This is a genomic window from Salegentibacter maritimus (genome assembly GCF_016236975.1).
Taxonomy (GTDB): Bacteria; Bacteroidota; Bacteroidia; order Flavobacteriales; family Flavobacteriaceae; genus Salegentibacter; species Salegentibacter maritimus.
Genome location: NZ_JAEHNY010000009.1, coordinates 20965 through 35303, shown reverse-complemented (window position 1 = coordinate 35303; position 14339 = coordinate 20965). Strand labels below are relative to the sequence as shown.

Sequence of the window (14339 nt, the reverse complement as noted above, 5' to 3'; positions counted from 1 at the left end):
CAAGCCGTGAGGGATTTTAATTAAATACAAATTTATTGGCGAGTTTTATTTCGTCTTCGGAAATGGTATGTGGTCTATTTTTATAGATCTCAACTTCAACATTCGCATTCATCTTTTTTAAAATTTCAGCAGATTCTTTTACACGGCTTACAGGGACATGAGCGTCTGGATCTCCGCTGCCTATAAAAATTGGAGTTCCTTCAAAATTACCCGAATAGTTTTCGGTATAAATTTTATCACCAATAAGTCCGCCTGTAAATGCAGCTACCCCTCCAAACTTTTGGGCATTACGTGTTACAAACTCCAGGCTTAAACAAGCACCTTGCGAAAAGCCGGCAAAAAATATGTTTTCTGAAGTGATTCCTGTTTCTTTGATGTCATTTAATAATTCTTTAAGCAGTTCTAGTGATGAAGCATAGCTTGGTTGGTTTTGGGCAACAGGAGCCAGAAATGAATTTGGATACCAGGTGAAATCTTTAGCCTGAGGAGCTAAAATTGCAAATTCCGGAGTGTTTAAGTGGTTGGCCAAAGAAAGAAACTCTTTGGCGCTTCCGCCACGGCCGTGTAATAAAACCAGGACTTTCTTGGCTACACGTAGTTCTTCGCCTGCGGTATATATCTCTTTTGTATGCATTTTTTTAATTTTAATTTAAGATACTAAATACGCATAAAAAAAGCCCCGGAAATGGGACTTTTAAAATAATTTTTAGATTTGACTCGATAATCGGGACCTAAGTTGTTAGTCTTGCCCCAAAAGCAAAAAACTTTATTTAATGCTATGATGACTTACTAAGAGTAATTCACTAGTTGTCGTCATTATCAATTTTTATTTTTTTCTTTATCTCGCCATCATCTTCTTTGATTTTGATCTTTTTGTCATCGGTCTTTACCTTAATTTTATCTTCTTTTACCTTAACCTTTGCATCTTCTTCTTCGGCCAATTGTTCTATTTCAGATTTTTCCTCTTCCTGCTCTCTACAGGATACAAAACTTAAACTTAAGGCCAATAGTATTAAAACAGATTTTAAAGCGATTTTCATAATTATTGGTTTTAATGGTTTAGTTAAATGTATTTAAAAAAGTTTAATCTTTTTTAGATAATACTGCATTTTCAGAAAATTCTAACAATTCTACTTTAGGATTAGCATAAAGGTCTATTTCACTTCTATTTTTTGCGGTAAGGGTTAATGTTTCTAAAACCTCGATTTCGTTTTTAGATTTACCCTCGGCAATAACTACGGCCGTTTTTGCGCTTAATTTTTTTCCATCGAACACTGAAGAATGTTCAGAACGAAGCTGAAGATCATTTACTTCTCCTTCAATTTTAGCTTTTGCTTTTTCATACGTATCAACCTTAAATTTTTGGGCATTTACCAGTGCTTCCATTTCACTGGAACCATTAAGCTGAAAATAAGCATTTTCTGCCGTAAGGTTTAACTCTATTTCAGCATCTTCTTCGTTATAAAGGTCGAATTTAGTGGTTGTAAGAGTTAGATATATTTTTGCACTTTCTTTAGCGGTTATTTTAAGCTCCTCGGCGTAAAGCTCTCCTTCAGCTTCTAACTCTATGTTTCCACCAACGTTTATTTGCTGAAGATTTTTAGGATAGGTAATTGTGATTTCCTGAGATTTACTGCGGCCTATTTCTTTTGAGGGCTTTATAAATAAAGTACCGTTTACCACCTCAGCACGAATTATGCTGTGTAGGTTATCATCTGCTTCAACTTCTATCATTGCGGTATTTCCATTCTTAAGTCTTACGTCAGAATTTCCAATTAAATCTATACTATTAAAGTCTGGTAGGCGATTTTTTTCAGTAGTAACATTGCCGCTTCCTGTTATTTTATTACTGCCACAGCTAACTAGCAGGATAGATCCGAAAATTAAAAGTAGTTTTTTCATCTAAAATATTTTTAATGACAAAGATAATAAAAAAGCCTCCCGAAGGAGACTTTTAAGAATTGCTTAGCATTCGTAAACGCTTATAGTGCACTTTCTGGCTAAAAATTGATGACATTCTATATAATCTTTAACCATCTTTTCATTTTCTACTACCGGCTCTCCTAAATTAAAGACCACCAATAGTACCTGTAAAATTAGTTGAATCATAATTTTTAATTTTGGTTATTGGTTTCGTCGTTTTCAACCGGGGTTTTATCTATGCTTACGCCGCTGCTATTAATTTGAATATTAACTTCTTCTTCCCCGGAATTAATTCGGGCGTTAAAATCACCTTCTTCGTCCCATTCATCTTCACTTTCCATATCCCATTCTTCAATTGGGCAATCTTCACATATAGCTTCATCTTCGGTGATTTTCAGGTATTTTTCTTCATCACCGGAAATTAATATATCTCCCCAATAATCGGTGTTTCTATGAAAGCTACCGGTGTTATTATCTGCAAAGAGCGTAGTGCCTTCCGGAAGGTAGAGCGTAACCTTTACTTCCTGATCCCGAAACTTATATTGAGCAGGGGAAGTAAAAAAACCGTCTAATAATAGCTCACCTCCGCTAAAACTTGTGTTATAGGTAATATTCTCAGCACGGTCTTTTGCCTCTTTGTAATCTTTGCCCTCTGCCGACTTTATTACTTCTAATTTTGCAAGTGAATCTTTAGTAGGTTTTACAATGAGACGAACATCTGAACTATACAATACTTTTTCATCGTTTTCGTCATATTTTATTTTGAATTCTGAACTTCTGTAAATGCTGGAAGAGTAATTAGAATTTCCCTGCATTGCGAGGTAAAGAGTATCGTTTGCTGAAATAGGAAGCGTTTCAGTAACAACTTGTTCCCCATCAAATGCACGATGTGTTGCCTGTTGTATTCCTATAATTGCAGCTCCAACCAGGGCGAGTATCCAAAGTCCAAGCAGTACCAATTTTGCAGGAGTTCCAATAGACTTTAATTTGCCTACCAGGATTTTTAATCCTAAAACAAAAAGGAAGAAAAACGGAATTCCTACAATTAAAAAGCTCAATAGCCATAATAGCCAGAGTGGGGCACCACTAACCGCCATTTCTACATAACTACTCCAGGGAGCGTCTATAATACCAAAGGTCCCTACGGTAAACAAACCTACAAAGAGGCTAATTAATACAGAACCTGCCAGTATTATTAGAACAATACCTATTAGTTTGACAAACACCTTTAAAATAAAGGCAATTACATCACCAATTGCCGTTGCGGCAGAGGTCGCACCACTTTTGGCCTGATTGCCGTATTTTTGATAATCTACATCTTTTACTTTTCCGGTAACATTGTCAAAACCCTCACGAATTTTTTTTTCAATATTACTAATGGTTACTTCTTCGCCACGCATAGCCAATTTATCGGCTGTGCTTTTAGCTTCCGGAACAAAGATCCAAAGGGCAATGTAAATTAGAATAAAAGCCCCACTGGAAAAAATAGTAAGCAATATCCAGAGTAAACGCACCCAAATAAAGTCGATTCCCAAATAATGTCCCAGTCCTGAAGAAACACCACCTACATAAGAATGTTCGGTATCTCTAAACAGTTGTTTGCCTGGAGACTTTGTGGTTTTGGCCGCGGCCGGTTCATCTTCAAAGATTTCTTCATCTACCATATAATCTTCGGGTTGCCCCATGATGGCAATTACTTCTTCTACTTCTTTAAGTCCTATAACCTGGCGGTCTTCTTTCTTTTTCTCATTAAAAAGTTCAGCAATACGCGCTTCAATATCAGCTATAATTTCATCTCTTCCCTGGGTATTGGTAAAAGAACGTTTTATGGCGTCCAGGTAATGCTGCAGTTTGGCATAGGCATCCTCATCTATATGAAAGAATATACCGGCAAGATTTATATTTACTGTCTTATTCATGATTCTTGTTTTTTTGAGTGGTTACAATATTAACAGCGGTTTGCAGTTCGTTCCAGGTGCCGGTAAGCTCCTTAAGGAAGAGTTTTCCGGTATCGGTAAGTCCGTAATATTTTCTTGGTGGCCCGCTGCTGGACTCTTCCCAGCGATAACTAAGAAGTCCTGCATTTTTTAGCCTGGTCAATAAAGGGTAAATTGTACCTTCAACCACCAGTAATTTGGCGTCTTTAAGCGTGTCTAGAATTTCGGCTACATACGCATCTTCATCTTTTAATACCGAGAGAATGCAGTATTCCAATACACCTTTACGCATTTGAGCCTTGGTGTTTTCTATCTTCATAGCGTTTGGTTTTTAGGGTTGTTAAACTGTTCATTTTTTGATTGTTGATGGTTAGTAAATTGATGATTATTTGAATCTTTTCCAATAAAGTTAATGCAAAGAGGAAAAGAGTAATTTTCTCCGTTACTGGCTTTTATACTTGCACTTATCACAGCAAATATTTCCAGGAAAAATAAGGCAGCCAGTAAAATGGCAAATACAGCAATAGTAACAACTATAGAGATTGCCTGCCCAAGTTCGTTTATATATAATTGTTCGGCTCCAATTACGATAGGCATATCAAGACCTAATCTAAGGGCCTGGAAAACCACAATGGCCAAACCTATGGAGAATAAAAGAATGGTATAAAGAAAAAGGCTAATTTGAAAATTGATTGCTTTTCTGCCATGCTCATCTATAAAAGACTTTTCTTTTTTAGTTAACCATAAGATCAATGGAAAAATAAAATTCCCCAAAGGAATGATAAACTTCGAAAAGACCGACAAATGCAAGATTGTGGCCATTGTTTTTTCTTCTTTTGCTATCTTTAAATCCATAACCTAATAATTTATATAACAAATATATGTCTAAAAGAAGGTATTTTGCAAAGCATAGTACTAAATATTAACATAAATTTATGATTTTTGTAATCTAAGGATATTGATTAATTTGAATACTTTTATTAAACCAAATACTTCATAATGACATTAAACAAGAGTAAACTCAATAAATTTTTAATGCTAAAACTGCCCAGTGCCTGGATTTGTGGAGTACGGGTTAGTGAGATTGAAGAGAATACCTGTAAAGTAACTGTAAAGCATAAATGGATAAATCAAAACCCATTTAAAAGTATGTATTTTGCCGTACAGGCAATGGCAGCCGAACTAAGTACCGGGGCTTTGGTTATGGGAAAAATTAGGAATTCGAATAATAAAATTTCTATGTTAGTAGCCCAGAATCGTGCGCAGTTTACCAAAAAAGCCACAGGAAAAATAAGCTTTTATTGTTATGATGGTCATTTAATAGACGAGGCCATCAATAAAACATTAGAGACAGGAGAGGGGCAAACTTTTTGGATGAAATCTACCGGGATGAATAGCACGGGGCAACAGGTTGCCGTATTTGAATTTGAATGGACTATTAAAGCAAAATAATATGAATGCACATGAGATAGATTACCAAATTTTTGGCGAAGAAATGCAATATGTAGAACTTGAACTGGATCCGAGGGAGGCCGTAATTGCCGAGGCAGGCAATTTTATGATGATGGACGATGGCATAAAAATGGATACCATTTTCGGAGATGGGGCGAAAGAAAATGAAGGTTTTTTAGGAAAAGTATTAGGGGCCGGAAAACGTTTGCTTACGGGAGAAAGCTTGTTTATGACAATTTTTAGTAATGAAATTCAGGGAAAAAAGCGCATTAGTTTTGCCTCGCCTTATCCCGGAAAAATTATTCCTATAGATCTTACACGTTACGGAAATAAATTCATTTGTCAAAAAGATGCTTTTTTGTGTGCCGCTAAGGGGGTTGCAGTAGGCATTGAGTTTAGCAAAAGGTTGGGGCGTGGCTTTTTTGGAGGTGAAGGTTTTATAATGCAAAAACTTGAGGGAGACGGGATGGCATTTGTTCACGCAGGAGGTACTATGGCTAGAAAGGAATTATCTCCAGGCGAGAAATTAAAAATAGATACCGGGTGTATAATTGGTTTTACCCAGGATATAGATTATAATATAGAGTTTGTGGGAGGAATAAAAAATACAATTTTTGGGGGAGAGGGACTTTTCTTTGCAACCCTAACCGGTCCAGGAACCGTTTATGTGCAATCTTTACCTTTTAGCCGTCTTGCCAACAGGATTTGGCAGGCAGCGCCACAAGGTGGAGGAAAAGATAAAGGTGAAGGTAGTATTCTAGGCGGGATAGGAGATGTTATTAGCGGCGATCGAAATTTTTAGAATCGTTAAACACTTGTGAAACTAAAGGATAATTAGAAATTTTTAGTATCTTTAGATAATTCTAAAATCTACAGCCTATTATTAAATTTCTACTCTTTTTTTAAACCTAACGCTAATCTAAATCTTTCAAATTATGGCGAGAGCGATGTTTGAATACACCAAAACTGTGCTTGACAAAGTTAGTTTTGATCCTAATCTTTTTTGTAGGGAAGTGAAAAAAGCACTTCATAGACTATTACCTCACGAAATAGAGGAATTACGTATCTGGATAACTGCTTTAACCACTAAGAATCCAGAGCTTAATCAATGTTTAATTCTTTTAAAAACATAAAAAAAGCGGCTTTTGGGCCGCTTTTTAATCTCTAATTCAGTTTTAATTACTTCCTTTAATGGCCGGAGGTCAAGTGGCATTTTTCTAAAAAATACCAACTGGATTTTCTTTCCATTAGTTATATTATTTCTAAAAGGTTTTGTTTTTGTTTAACGGGCTTATAATATTTACATTATGAAAAGTAATAGCTCCTTTTACAACCCCGGCAATAGTACTTCTAATAGCTTCAATAATTTGCATTTTTAATTCACTTCTATTGTAGATAAGGCTTACTTCCCTGGCGGGAACAGGATCTTTAAACATTCTTAGGTTTTTCTTTTCGTTGTCCTTTAAATCTAGTGTATGTAGATAAGGTAGAAGTGTCATGCCCAATCCTTCATTTGCCAATTTGATTAAAGTTTCAAAACTTCCGCTTTCCAGTTGAAAGTGATCTTCGTCATAATTTCGGGACGACTTGCATAAATTAATAATTCCATCTTTAAAACAATGCCCATCCTCTAAAAGAAGCATATCATCTATATCAAGATCGTTTATTTCAATTTTATCTTTATGGTGTAACCTATGTTCATTTGGAATATAACCAACAAAAGGTTCGTAATAAAGTACATTTTCCTTAATCCCCGGTAATTCCAAAGGTGTTGCTGCAATGGCAGCATCCAGATGCCCTTCTCTTAAGCGCTCAATAATGGCTTCGGTGTTTAGCTCCTCTATTTTAAGCTTTACCTTAGGATATTTTTTAATAAAATTATTGATAAACATGGGCAGTAAAGTAGGCATTATCGTGGGGATTACTCCCAACTTAAAAATACCTCCTACAAAACCTTTTTGTTGATCTACGATGTCTTGAATCCTATCGCTTTCGTTTACAATATTTCGGGCTTGTTGTACAATTTTTTGGCCTGTTTCGGTTAATTGAATAGGCTTTTTTGTTCTATCAAATATTTGTACATCCAGTTCTTCTTCAAGTTTTTGAATTTGCATACTTAATGTAGGCTGGGTAACAAAAACCTTTTGAGCCGCTTTGGTGAAATTTTTATGTTCCGCCACAGCCAATACATAATGCAGTTGTGTAATTGTCATAAAATTGAAAGCTTATTAACACTGCAAATGTATTGGTTTTTTCTATTATAAATTAATTTAGATATGATTTTATCTATGTTAATTTCATATTCTTTGACTTTAAAATGTAAGGTTTATGTCTTTTTGAGAACCATCAAATTGAAATTTCGCATCTTCCCATAAAGGTGGCCCGTATAAATTTATTTGATTGTTAGAGATTCCATAATTTTCTTGAGGAGCACCATTTGTATCAAAATCCATTCGTTCATTTCCATTCTTATCATGATAGGCAGATATGGCATAGGTGCCAGGTTGAACTTCTGTAAAGCTTACTTCAGCAACTCCGTTTTTAATTGTAGTTACTTCTCCCTTTAAGGGTGCTTTTTTTAAAAAATCCGCTTCGGTATAAAGTCCGAAATATACATTTCCTTCTTCCGAAGAAAGATTAGTAACGCTTACGGTAATAGTGCCGGTTTGATCCTGGGAAAAGGCTAAGCTGCTAAGGAACAGGCTGATTAAAATGGCAATTGTTTTCATAATACTTTAGTTTTATTGGTTTATATATCAAAACTATATAGATGAATTCTGCTGGCTTAATATTTTATACCGAATTGTATATATTCAATACTGAACTGTAGATTTTTCTCATTAATGCCTGAAACCGTAAACAGTTCTTTGGGATGCCTGATGTAGTCTTTTCAATACTTTTTGTGTTTCGTGTTCCACGCAATGAATAGCCTAAAGTATTCCTCGTGCTTTTATTTCAAGATATTTGTTAATTGCGTTAATACTAAGGTCTTCAGGTTTGGTAAGTAGGGTGTTAATGCCGTGTTTTCGTAATTCTGCGGCCATTAATTTTTTATCGTGCGCAAAGCTTTCAGCGATTACCTGGTGGGCTAAATCGGTAGTGTTGTTTGGCTTGCTTGCTATAACCTTATCTAAGGCTGTATTTTCAAAAAATATAACTACCAGCACATGTTTTTTATTGATGGCTTGTAAATATGGAAGCTGTCTTTTTAATGCCGAAATATGCTCAAAATTAGTATAGAGCATAAGTAAACTACGTTGCGGAATGTTTTTACGCAAATTGCTATATAGCATACTAAAATCTGAATCGGGGAACTGTGTATTAATAGCATATAAGCGTTCCATAATTTGTTGCAACTGACTTAATTTTGCATTGGCTTTAAGTATACTTTCAATTTTTTTGGAAAAAGAAAGCATACCTACTTTGTCTTTTTTCTTAAGCGCAATATTAGAAAAAGCAAGGCTACTGTTAATAGCATAGTCCAATAAGCTTAAACCATTAAATGGCATTTTCATAACCCTACCGGTATCTATTATGGAATAAATAGGTTGTGCTTTTTCATCCTGAAATTGGTTCACCATAAGATCGCCATGTTTAGCAGTGGCTTTCCAGTTTATGGTCCTTATATCGTCTCCCGGCACATATTCTTTAATTTGTTCAAATTCCATAGTATGCCCAATCCTCCTAATTTTCTTTAAGCCTGGCTGTGATAAACGATTATCTATCGCTAAAAAGTCAAGTTTTTTCATTTGAATGAATGAAGGGTAGACTTTAAGCATTTGGTCTTTCCCAAAAATACTTCTGCGTTTTGCAAGTCCTATTTTGGTAGAGGTGTAGATATTAAGTTTTCCGAAGAAATATTCACCACGGGTAACCGGCCTTAGGGAATAGCTGAATTTCTCGGTAGCACCGGCCGTAATTTTTAATTGTTTAAAAAAATCTCGCTTTTGAAATTGTATGGGAACTTCATCTATGATTTCTACTATAATCGAAAATCCATAATGATTCTCCAGAATAATTTCTACGTTGTTTTCATCAGAATTTGAAAACTTCTGAGGTAGAATTCTTTCAGCGTTTACCTGGTTGTTTTTATAAAGACTTACTAAATCGGCTAGAAAAAAGAAGAATAAAAGCAAGCTTAAAACCCAGGTTACCGCATATAGGTTTTCAAAGAAATAAGAAAATAGAAAAAGTAATGCGAGCGTAAATATCGCATAAAAAAAACGCTGGTTTAGATATAAAGATTTGAAGAATTTTAGCACTAACGTGGAATTTCTACAGATTGGGAAATCATTTCTATTACTTCTTTAGCGGTAATCCCTTCCATTTCTCTATCAGGACTAATAATAAGTCGGTGGGCCAATACAGGATTCAGTACTTTTTTAATGTCTTCAGGAATCACAAAATCTCTTCCGTTAATGGCGGCAAAAGCTTTTGAAGCGTTCATTACAGCTATAGAAGCCCGGGGAGAAGCGCCAAGATAAATATGTGAGTGATTTCGGGTTTTTCCTACAATACTGGCAATATAATGCATCAGCTTTTCTTCAATAATTATTTCCTGGATTTGGCTTTTTAGCTCTTTTAAGTTTTTAGGATCTAAAATTGCTTCAATTTGAGAAATAGGTTGGGAGCCTTTGCGCTCATGATGCGTTTTTAGTATAGCAATTTCATCATCAAGTCCCGGGTAGCCTACTTCAATTTTAAACAAAAAACGGTCTAGTTGCGCTTCGGGTAAAGCGTAAGTACCTTCTTGTTCTATTGGATTTTGTGTGGCCAGTACCATAAATGGTGCCTCCAAATTATGCTGAACCCCGTCTATGGTAATTTGACGTTCTTCCATGACCTCAAAAAGAGCGGCCTGGGTTTTAGCCGGGGCACGGTTAATCTCATCTATTAAAACAATGTTAGAAAAAATGGGACCGGGTTTAAATTCAAATTCGCTTTTTTGAGCATTTAAAACCGATGTTCCCAAGACATCGCCCGGCATAAGATCTGGTGTAAATTGAATACGGCTAAAATTGGTATTTAGGCTTTTGGCGAATAGTTTGGCCGTTAAGGTTTTGGCAACACCGGGAACACCTTCAATTAAAACGTGGCCGTTGGAGAGCAATCCGGCTATTAGCAATTCTACAAATTCATTTTGCCCAACAATAACCCTGGCTAGCTGATTTTTTAAATTTGAAACCGCTTCTTTAAGATCGTCTAAAGGAATACGACTATCAAAATTTAGGGATTCGGTTTCTTTATTTTCCTGATTTTCCATTGGAGTGCGATTTAAAATTATTTATGGCTTCGGCAAGTTCTAAAAAGTCAGTTTTGCCGGCATTCTTCTTAGTAGAAAAGTGTTGTATTTTTTTAAATAGTTTCTTCCCGTCAGCAATACTGTTTCCAGATTTTGCTGCCAGTAAAATATAGAATTCTTCGTCTATATTTTTGGTTGAAATTTTATAATTTATTCTAATATACTCTAAAAATAAATTGATTTTTTGAGAGATTAATTTAGCATATTCTTTTTCCTCCAGGTAGAGATCGCCAAGGGTTTTGGCGTATTCATAACTCTGGTTTTTTAATGGGTTTACAATTGGAATTGCGCGTTGCTTTCGCTTTCCTTCAAAAACAATAAAAAGGATGCAGCCTGCCAATAAGAAATAATAAGCCCATTTAAGTTGGTTTTGGCTAAGGAGCAAATAAAGTGGGGAAGCGTAAAAACTTTTTCCCGCTTTGTAATAGTTGTCTAAAAATACGGGATTCCTCTTATTTATGTAGGCTAAAATTTTCTCTGCATATTCATAATTCTGTTGTGATAGAAGAAAGTAGTTACTAAAGGCCTCAGGAGTACTATGCAGGTAGATTGTTCCTTCTCCAAACCTTGCACTTATAAAATTAGGCTGTTTGTTGCCTTCATCGCCCTGAATATTGATTAGCCCATGCACTTGAATATTGCTACTATCTCTTTGCTCAAAATAAAGAGGTGAAAATTCATTGGTAAATTTAAAACCGGCCTCATTTTTTAAAGCGATGTTTTTAAAATTTAGTTCGGGTTTTGAGCTTAGATCGTTTTTAGGAATAAAGACTTTGGTTTCCAGTTGAAGTGTATCCAGTAAAGCCGGACTTATATTTCTGGCCGAAACAAATAATTCGTTTCCTTTACTCGTCCAATTAAGTAAAATATCCAATTCATCTGTATCGAAAGCCGCAGCATTATTCAGGAAAAAATAAGTGCCGTTCTTAAGACCATCGGTAAGTTTTTCGAAAGGTGGAATGCCTACTTCTTCCAGATCCCATTTTTGTGTACTCTTCCAGCTTTCGTAAAAAACCAAACTTCCAAGCGGTATTTTATCATCGCTCATATAACTGGGCGTCCAGTTTACGGGTTCGGGCTCGGTAGCTTCAAGGTAAGTTAGGAAAACAACCAGGAGCAGGAAAAAACCAAAAAATACTTTTGATGTTTTATTCATGAATTCCCGATTTTAAGCTTTCTTCCATTTTCTTAAACTCCCCATTTACCTTTGTAAAACGTTCTTTAGACAGGTTAAAATCTCCATACCAGATAAAATCGTACAAGCGGGTAATTTTAATGAACTGTTCTTTTATTTTAGTTTCCTTTATTTCATTAATATAATCTTCATTTGTTTTTTGAAATCGATAAGATATGTGTTTGTTTTTGTCCAGTATGCGAAGACTTTTTAAATATAAATATCGAACCGCCAAACGGTAATTTTCATCATCGATTGCCCGATCGATTAGGGAGGAAATATCAGCTGTTTTTACAATTTCTTCTTCTTTTTGAAGATTTATAGTTCCCTTTATAGGCTCTGCCATAACGGCATTTGCAGGGTTTAAACGAATAAAAAGCCAGGTAATTACTACAATTACCAAAACAAGTAATAGATAGGGCAGGGCCTGTAGAACAGCACTCCAAAAAGCATTGGTTTGGTAATCGCCAAAAAGCCATTGCAAAAATGCGTTCCATTTTAAGTTTAGCCAACGTTTTAAGCGGGTCCACCAGGAATCTTCTTCAATTTTTTTTAAATAATCAAATGCTTTTTCAGTTTTATATGCTTCAATTTTTTCCGAATCAAAATCAGCTTGCTCCAGTGCGGGCTCGAGTGTGCTTTGACTTAAGTCTATCGCATTAGTAGCCAACTGTTCCTGCGGAATAAAGTTTCCGAAGAAGAATAAATTTAAAAAAAGCAGAAATTTAATCATTAATCGTTTTTGCCAAGATTTTCAATGCTTTCGTAGGCACCGGTAAAATATTTTTGCTCATTTAGGTTATAATACACAAACGCAACCCCAATTGGCGTGATGGCATAAAGTAAATATTGAATGGCTGAAGATATAATAGTTAAGCTTAGGTAAACCCAGTCGAATATATCGGCGACGTTAGTGGCAGAAGCAGCGTTTTCATCCATTATCGTAAACATTTTAATAAAGCTGTAAATAAGCACCGGAATTTGAAAAACAAAGCTTATAACATACACGATAAGCCAAATAAGAAATAAGCTTATAAAGCTCATCCACCAGTTGTTTTTTATCAAATGAAAACCTTCAGAAATACTACCTCCAATACTTTCGTTTTTAAAAACAAGAACGGCGGCTGCAATACTTAAAGGAACACTCAAATATATTCCGGGGACAATAAAAATAATAAGTCCAACGAAAATTAGAATCCAGGTAATCGCTCCAAGCCCAAACATTTTTCCCAGGTCTGTTTTAACACCCTTTTTAATTTCGTCCTGGTTTATCTCTCCTTTATTGTGTACATATGATTTTACAAAATGAAAGGCTGCCACATTCATAACAGCAAAATATAAAAGAAGGCCAATGAACAGTGAGCCAAAACTTATAAAAAAGCCACCATCCTGGTTAAACATAAAGGTATTACCTATGGTGCTGTAGGTGTAATAGGATACCGCAGCAATTAAAAGTAAAAAAGCAGGCCAGATTATTTGTACAATACTTTTAAAATAGGCTTTATAGTTTTCGCGAATAAATTTGAAGGTATAACTAATAATGTCTCCAATTTCCCGCTCTTGCTTAAAATTAATGTAATCTGGCTTCATGAATTTGTTTTTTATGTAAAATATGAGGGTAAAAAATATAGTAGAATAAAATAAGGGCTAAAGAACTACCAATTATTAAAATGGCCAACCAATCTGGCATTTGGGTTTGTCTGGTTACAAAACCCTCCAGGAAACCGGCAATAATAAAAAAGGGAACAGTGCTAATTACAATTTTAAGTCCGTCTTTTACTCCTTTGGTAAACGAGTTTAGACGAGTGTAAGTTCCCGGGAATAGTATGCTTTTTCCAAGTACCAAACCGGCACATCCTGCAATTATTATTACTGAAATTTCTATAGTTCCATGAATCCAAATGGTTCTGGCCGATTCCCATAGCAAGCCCTGTTCGTAAAAGAAATATTGAAAAGAGCCCAGCATTATCGCGTTTTGCATTAAGATAAAAACCGTGCCTATACCCGCTAGAACCCCCATACTAAAGGCCATTAAAGAGACTCGTATATTATTAATGGTAATACCCAGAAACATATCTGTAGCTGCCATTTTTTTGTATACCGCCATGGGATCACCTTCGGCGATATTTTGCAGGGTCATATTTACATAAGCATCACCTAAAATACCTCTTACAAAAGTATGATCTGAGGCTGCTGAAAATGCACCTACTGCAGAAAAAAGACCAAAAATTAAAAAGCTAAGTAATAATTGTTTCTGAAAATTGTAAAAGAATAACGGGAATTCTTTTGTGAAAAACGTGATAAAACGGTTTTGGGATTCCTTTTTGTTCTTATAAATCCTTTGATGTGCAGAAGCGGCTAATTGATTTAAATAAGTAGTAGTGTTGCTTTTAGGGTAAAATGTTTTAGAGTAGCTTAAGTGGTCGCTAACTTCAATATAAATATCAGAAAGCTGTTCGGCCGGTACCCTGTTGTTTTTATTTTGAAGCAGGCTTTCAAACCTCAGCCATTTATCCTTATTTTGCTTTATAAAAGCAGCCTCTCGCATGTT

18 protein-coding genes are annotated in these 14339 nt (G+C 35.4%); 3 read left to right on the top strand and 15 right to left on the bottom strand.

Annotated features, from left to right (window positions below; translation table 11 throughout):
• Window positions 1-16: 16 nt before the first annotated feature.
• The 7 genes from I6U50_RS10720 to I6U50_RS10690 form a co-directional block, all read right to left on the bottom strand.
• Window positions 17-634, bottom strand: coding sequence for an alpha/beta hydrolase (locus I6U50_RS10720; protein ID WP_198638822.1), 618 nt, complete (start codon window positions 632-634; stop codon window positions 17-19).
• A 169-nt stretch (window positions 635-803) separates the two neighbouring features.
• Window positions 804-1040: a hypothetical protein gene (locus I6U50_RS10715; protein WP_198638821.1), complete on the bottom strand. Its 237-nt coding sequence runs from the start codon at window positions 1038-1040 to the stop codon at window positions 804-806.
• 43 nt (window positions 1041-1083) lie between these two features.
• Window positions 1084-1902: a GIN domain-containing protein gene (locus I6U50_RS10710; RefSeq protein ID WP_198638820.1), complete on the bottom strand. Its 819-nt coding sequence runs from the start codon at window positions 1900-1902 to the stop codon at window positions 1084-1086.
• Between the two features lie 63 nt (window positions 1903-1965).
• Window positions 1966-2109 carry a hypothetical protein gene (locus I6U50_RS10705; RefSeq protein ID WP_198628516.1) on the bottom strand — a complete coding sequence of 48 codons (144 nt, stop codon included), beginning with the start codon at window positions 2107-2109 and terminating at the stop codon, window positions 1966-1968.
• Window positions 2110-2114: 5 nt separating this feature from the next.
• Entirely contained in the window at window positions 2115-3842 is a 1728-nt protein-coding gene (locus tag I6U50_RS10700) for a PspC domain-containing protein (RefSeq protein WP_198638819.1), read from the bottom strand.
• Window positions 3835-4179, bottom strand: a complete 345-nt coding sequence (locus I6U50_RS10695; protein WP_057480798.1) for a PadR family transcriptional regulator — start codon at window positions 4177-4179, stop codon at window positions 3835-3837. The genes I6U50_RS10700 and I6U50_RS10695 overlap by 8 nt, the downstream gene beginning before the upstream one ends.
• Window positions 4176-4715, bottom strand: coding sequence for a DUF4870 domain-containing protein (locus tag I6U50_RS10690; RefSeq protein WP_198628514.1), 540 nt, complete (start codon window positions 4713-4715; stop codon window positions 4176-4178). Before I6U50_RS10690 ends, I6U50_RS10695 begins: the two co-directional genes overlap by 4 nt.
• A gap of 144 nt (window positions 4716-4859) precedes the next feature.
• Here I6U50_RS10690 and I6U50_RS10685 point away from each other — a divergent pair, with 144 nt between their 5' ends.
• The 3 genes from I6U50_RS10685 (at window position 4860) to I6U50_RS10675 (ending at window position 6445) form a co-directional block, all read left to right on the top strand.
• Entirely contained in the window at window positions 4860-5312 is a 453-nt protein-coding gene (locus I6U50_RS10685; RefSeq protein ID WP_198638818.1) for a DUF4442 domain-containing protein, read from the top strand.
• Between the two features lies 1 nt (window position 5313).
• A complete protein-coding gene (locus I6U50_RS10680; RefSeq protein WP_193710859.1) occupies window positions 5314-6114 on the top strand; it encodes a TIGR00266 family protein in 801 nt (266 codons plus the stop codon).
• A 133-nt stretch (window positions 6115-6247) separates the two neighbouring features.
• On the top strand, window positions 6248-6445 hold the full coding sequence (locus I6U50_RS10675) for a hypothetical protein (protein WP_193710860.1): 198 nt from the start codon (window positions 6248-6250) through the stop codon (window positions 6443-6445).
• 129 nt (window positions 6446-6574) lie between these two features.
• On the opposite strand, the gene I6U50_RS10670 is transcribed toward I6U50_RS10675, so the two are convergent.
• The 8 genes from I6U50_RS10670 to I6U50_RS10635 all read right to left on the bottom strand — a co-directional run bounded on the left by I6U50_RS10670 (window position 6575) and on the right by I6U50_RS10635 (window position 14336).
• On the bottom strand, window positions 6575-7525 hold the full coding sequence (locus tag I6U50_RS10670; protein WP_198638817.1) for a LysR family transcriptional regulator: 951 nt from the start codon (window positions 7523-7525) through the stop codon (window positions 6575-6577).
• Window positions 7526-7624: 99 nt separating this feature from the next.
• Entirely contained in the window at window positions 7625-8041 is a 417-nt protein-coding gene (locus I6U50_RS10665; protein ID WP_198638816.1) for a DUF2141 domain-containing protein, read from the bottom strand.
• 201 nt (window positions 8042-8242) lie between these two features.
• Entirely contained in the window at window positions 8243-9574 is a 1332-nt protein-coding gene (locus tag I6U50_RS10660; RefSeq protein ID WP_198638815.1) for a DUF58 domain-containing protein, read from the bottom strand.
• On the bottom strand, window positions 9574-10575 hold the full coding sequence (locus tag I6U50_RS10655; protein WP_198638814.1) for an AAA family ATPase: 1002 nt from the start codon (window positions 10573-10575) through the stop codon (window positions 9574-9576). The genes I6U50_RS10660 and I6U50_RS10655 overlap by 1 nt, the downstream gene beginning before the upstream one ends.
• A complete protein-coding gene (locus tag I6U50_RS10650; protein ID WP_198638813.1) occupies window positions 10556-11770 on the bottom strand; it encodes a DUF4350 domain-containing protein in 1215 nt (404 codons plus the stop codon). Before I6U50_RS10650 ends, I6U50_RS10655 begins: the two co-directional genes overlap by 20 nt.
• Window positions 11763-12521 carry a DUF4129 domain-containing protein gene (locus I6U50_RS10645; RefSeq protein ID WP_198638812.1) on the bottom strand — a complete coding sequence of 253 codons (759 nt, stop codon included), beginning with the start codon at window positions 12519-12521 and terminating at the stop codon, window positions 11763-11765. Before I6U50_RS10645 ends, I6U50_RS10650 begins: the two co-directional genes overlap by 8 nt.
• A complete protein-coding gene (locus I6U50_RS10640; protein WP_198638811.1) occupies window positions 12521-13378 on the bottom strand; it encodes a hypothetical protein in 858 nt (285 codons plus the stop codon). Before I6U50_RS10640 ends, I6U50_RS10645 begins: the two co-directional genes overlap by 1 nt.
• A complete protein-coding gene (locus I6U50_RS10635; RefSeq protein ID WP_198638810.1) occupies window positions 13359-14336 on the bottom strand; it encodes a stage II sporulation protein M in 978 nt (325 codons plus the stop codon). The genes I6U50_RS10640 and I6U50_RS10635 overlap by 20 nt, the downstream gene beginning before the upstream one ends.
• Between the last annotated feature and the right edge of the window lie 3 nt (window positions 14337-14339).

Excerpts from the sequence above, each read along its gene's own strand:
- I6U50_RS10650 (WP_198638813.1), bottom strand. The coding sequence starts at position 11,770 with ATGAATAAAACATCAAAAGTATTTTTTGGTTTTTTCCTGCTCCTGGTT.
- I6U50_RS10695 (WP_057480798.1), bottom strand. The coding sequence starts at position 4,179 with ATGAAGATAGAAAACACCAAGGCTCAAATGCGTAAAGGTGTATTGGAA.
- I6U50_RS10700 (WP_198638819.1), bottom strand. The coding sequence starts at position 3,842 with ATGAATAAGACAGTAAATATAAATCTTGCCGGTATATTCTTTCATATA.
- I6U50_RS10710 (WP_198638820.1), bottom strand. The coding sequence starts at position 1,902 with ATGAAAAAACTACTTTTAATTTTCGGATCTATCCTGCTAGTTAGCTGT.
- I6U50_RS10675 (WP_193710860.1), top strand. The coding sequence starts at position 6,248 with ATGGCGAGAGCGATGTTTGAATACACCAAAACTGTGCTTGACAAAGTT.
- I6U50_RS10705 (WP_198628516.1), bottom strand. The coding sequence starts at position 2,109 with ATGATTCAACTAATTTTACAGGTACTATTGGTGGTCTTTAATTTAGGA.
- I6U50_RS10635 (WP_198638810.1), bottom strand. The coding sequence starts at position 14,336 with ATGCGAGAGGCTGCTTTTATAAAGCAAAATAAGGATAAATGGCTGAGG.
- I6U50_RS10670 (WP_198638817.1), bottom strand. The coding sequence starts at position 7,525 with ATGACAATTACACAACTGCATTATGTATTGGCTGTGGCGGAACATAAA.
- I6U50_RS10690 (WP_198628514.1), bottom strand. The coding sequence starts at position 4,715 with ATGGATTTAAAGATAGCAAAAGAAGAAAAAACAATGGCCACAATCTTG.
- I6U50_RS10645 (WP_198638812.1), bottom strand. The coding sequence starts at position 12,521 with ATGATTAAATTTCTGCTTTTTTTAAATTTATTCTTCTTCGGAAACTTT.
- I6U50_RS10715 (WP_198638821.1), bottom strand. The coding sequence starts at position 1,040 with ATGAAAATCGCTTTAAAATCTGTTTTAATACTATTGGCCTTAAGTTTA.
- I6U50_RS10655 (WP_198638814.1), bottom strand. The coding sequence starts at position 10,575 with ATGGAAAATCAGGAAAATAAAGAAACCGAATCCCTAAATTTTGATAGT.
- I6U50_RS10680 (WP_193710859.1), top strand. The coding sequence starts at position 5,314 with ATGAATGCACATGAGATAGATTACCAAATTTTTGGCGAAGAAATGCAA.
- I6U50_RS10665 (WP_198638816.1), bottom strand. The coding sequence starts at position 8,041 with ATGAAAACAATTGCCATTTTAATCAGCCTGTTCCTTAGCAGCTTAGCC.
- I6U50_RS10685 (WP_198638818.1), top strand. The coding sequence starts at position 4,860 with ATGACATTAAACAAGAGTAAACTCAATAAATTTTTAATGCTAAAACTG.
- I6U50_RS10720 (WP_198638822.1), bottom strand. The coding sequence starts at position 634 with ATGCATACAAAAGAGATATATACCGCAGGCGAAGAACTACGTGTAGCC.
- I6U50_RS10640 (WP_198638811.1), bottom strand. The coding sequence starts at position 13,378 with ATGAAGCCAGATTACATTAATTTTAAGCAAGAGCGGGAAATTGGAGAC.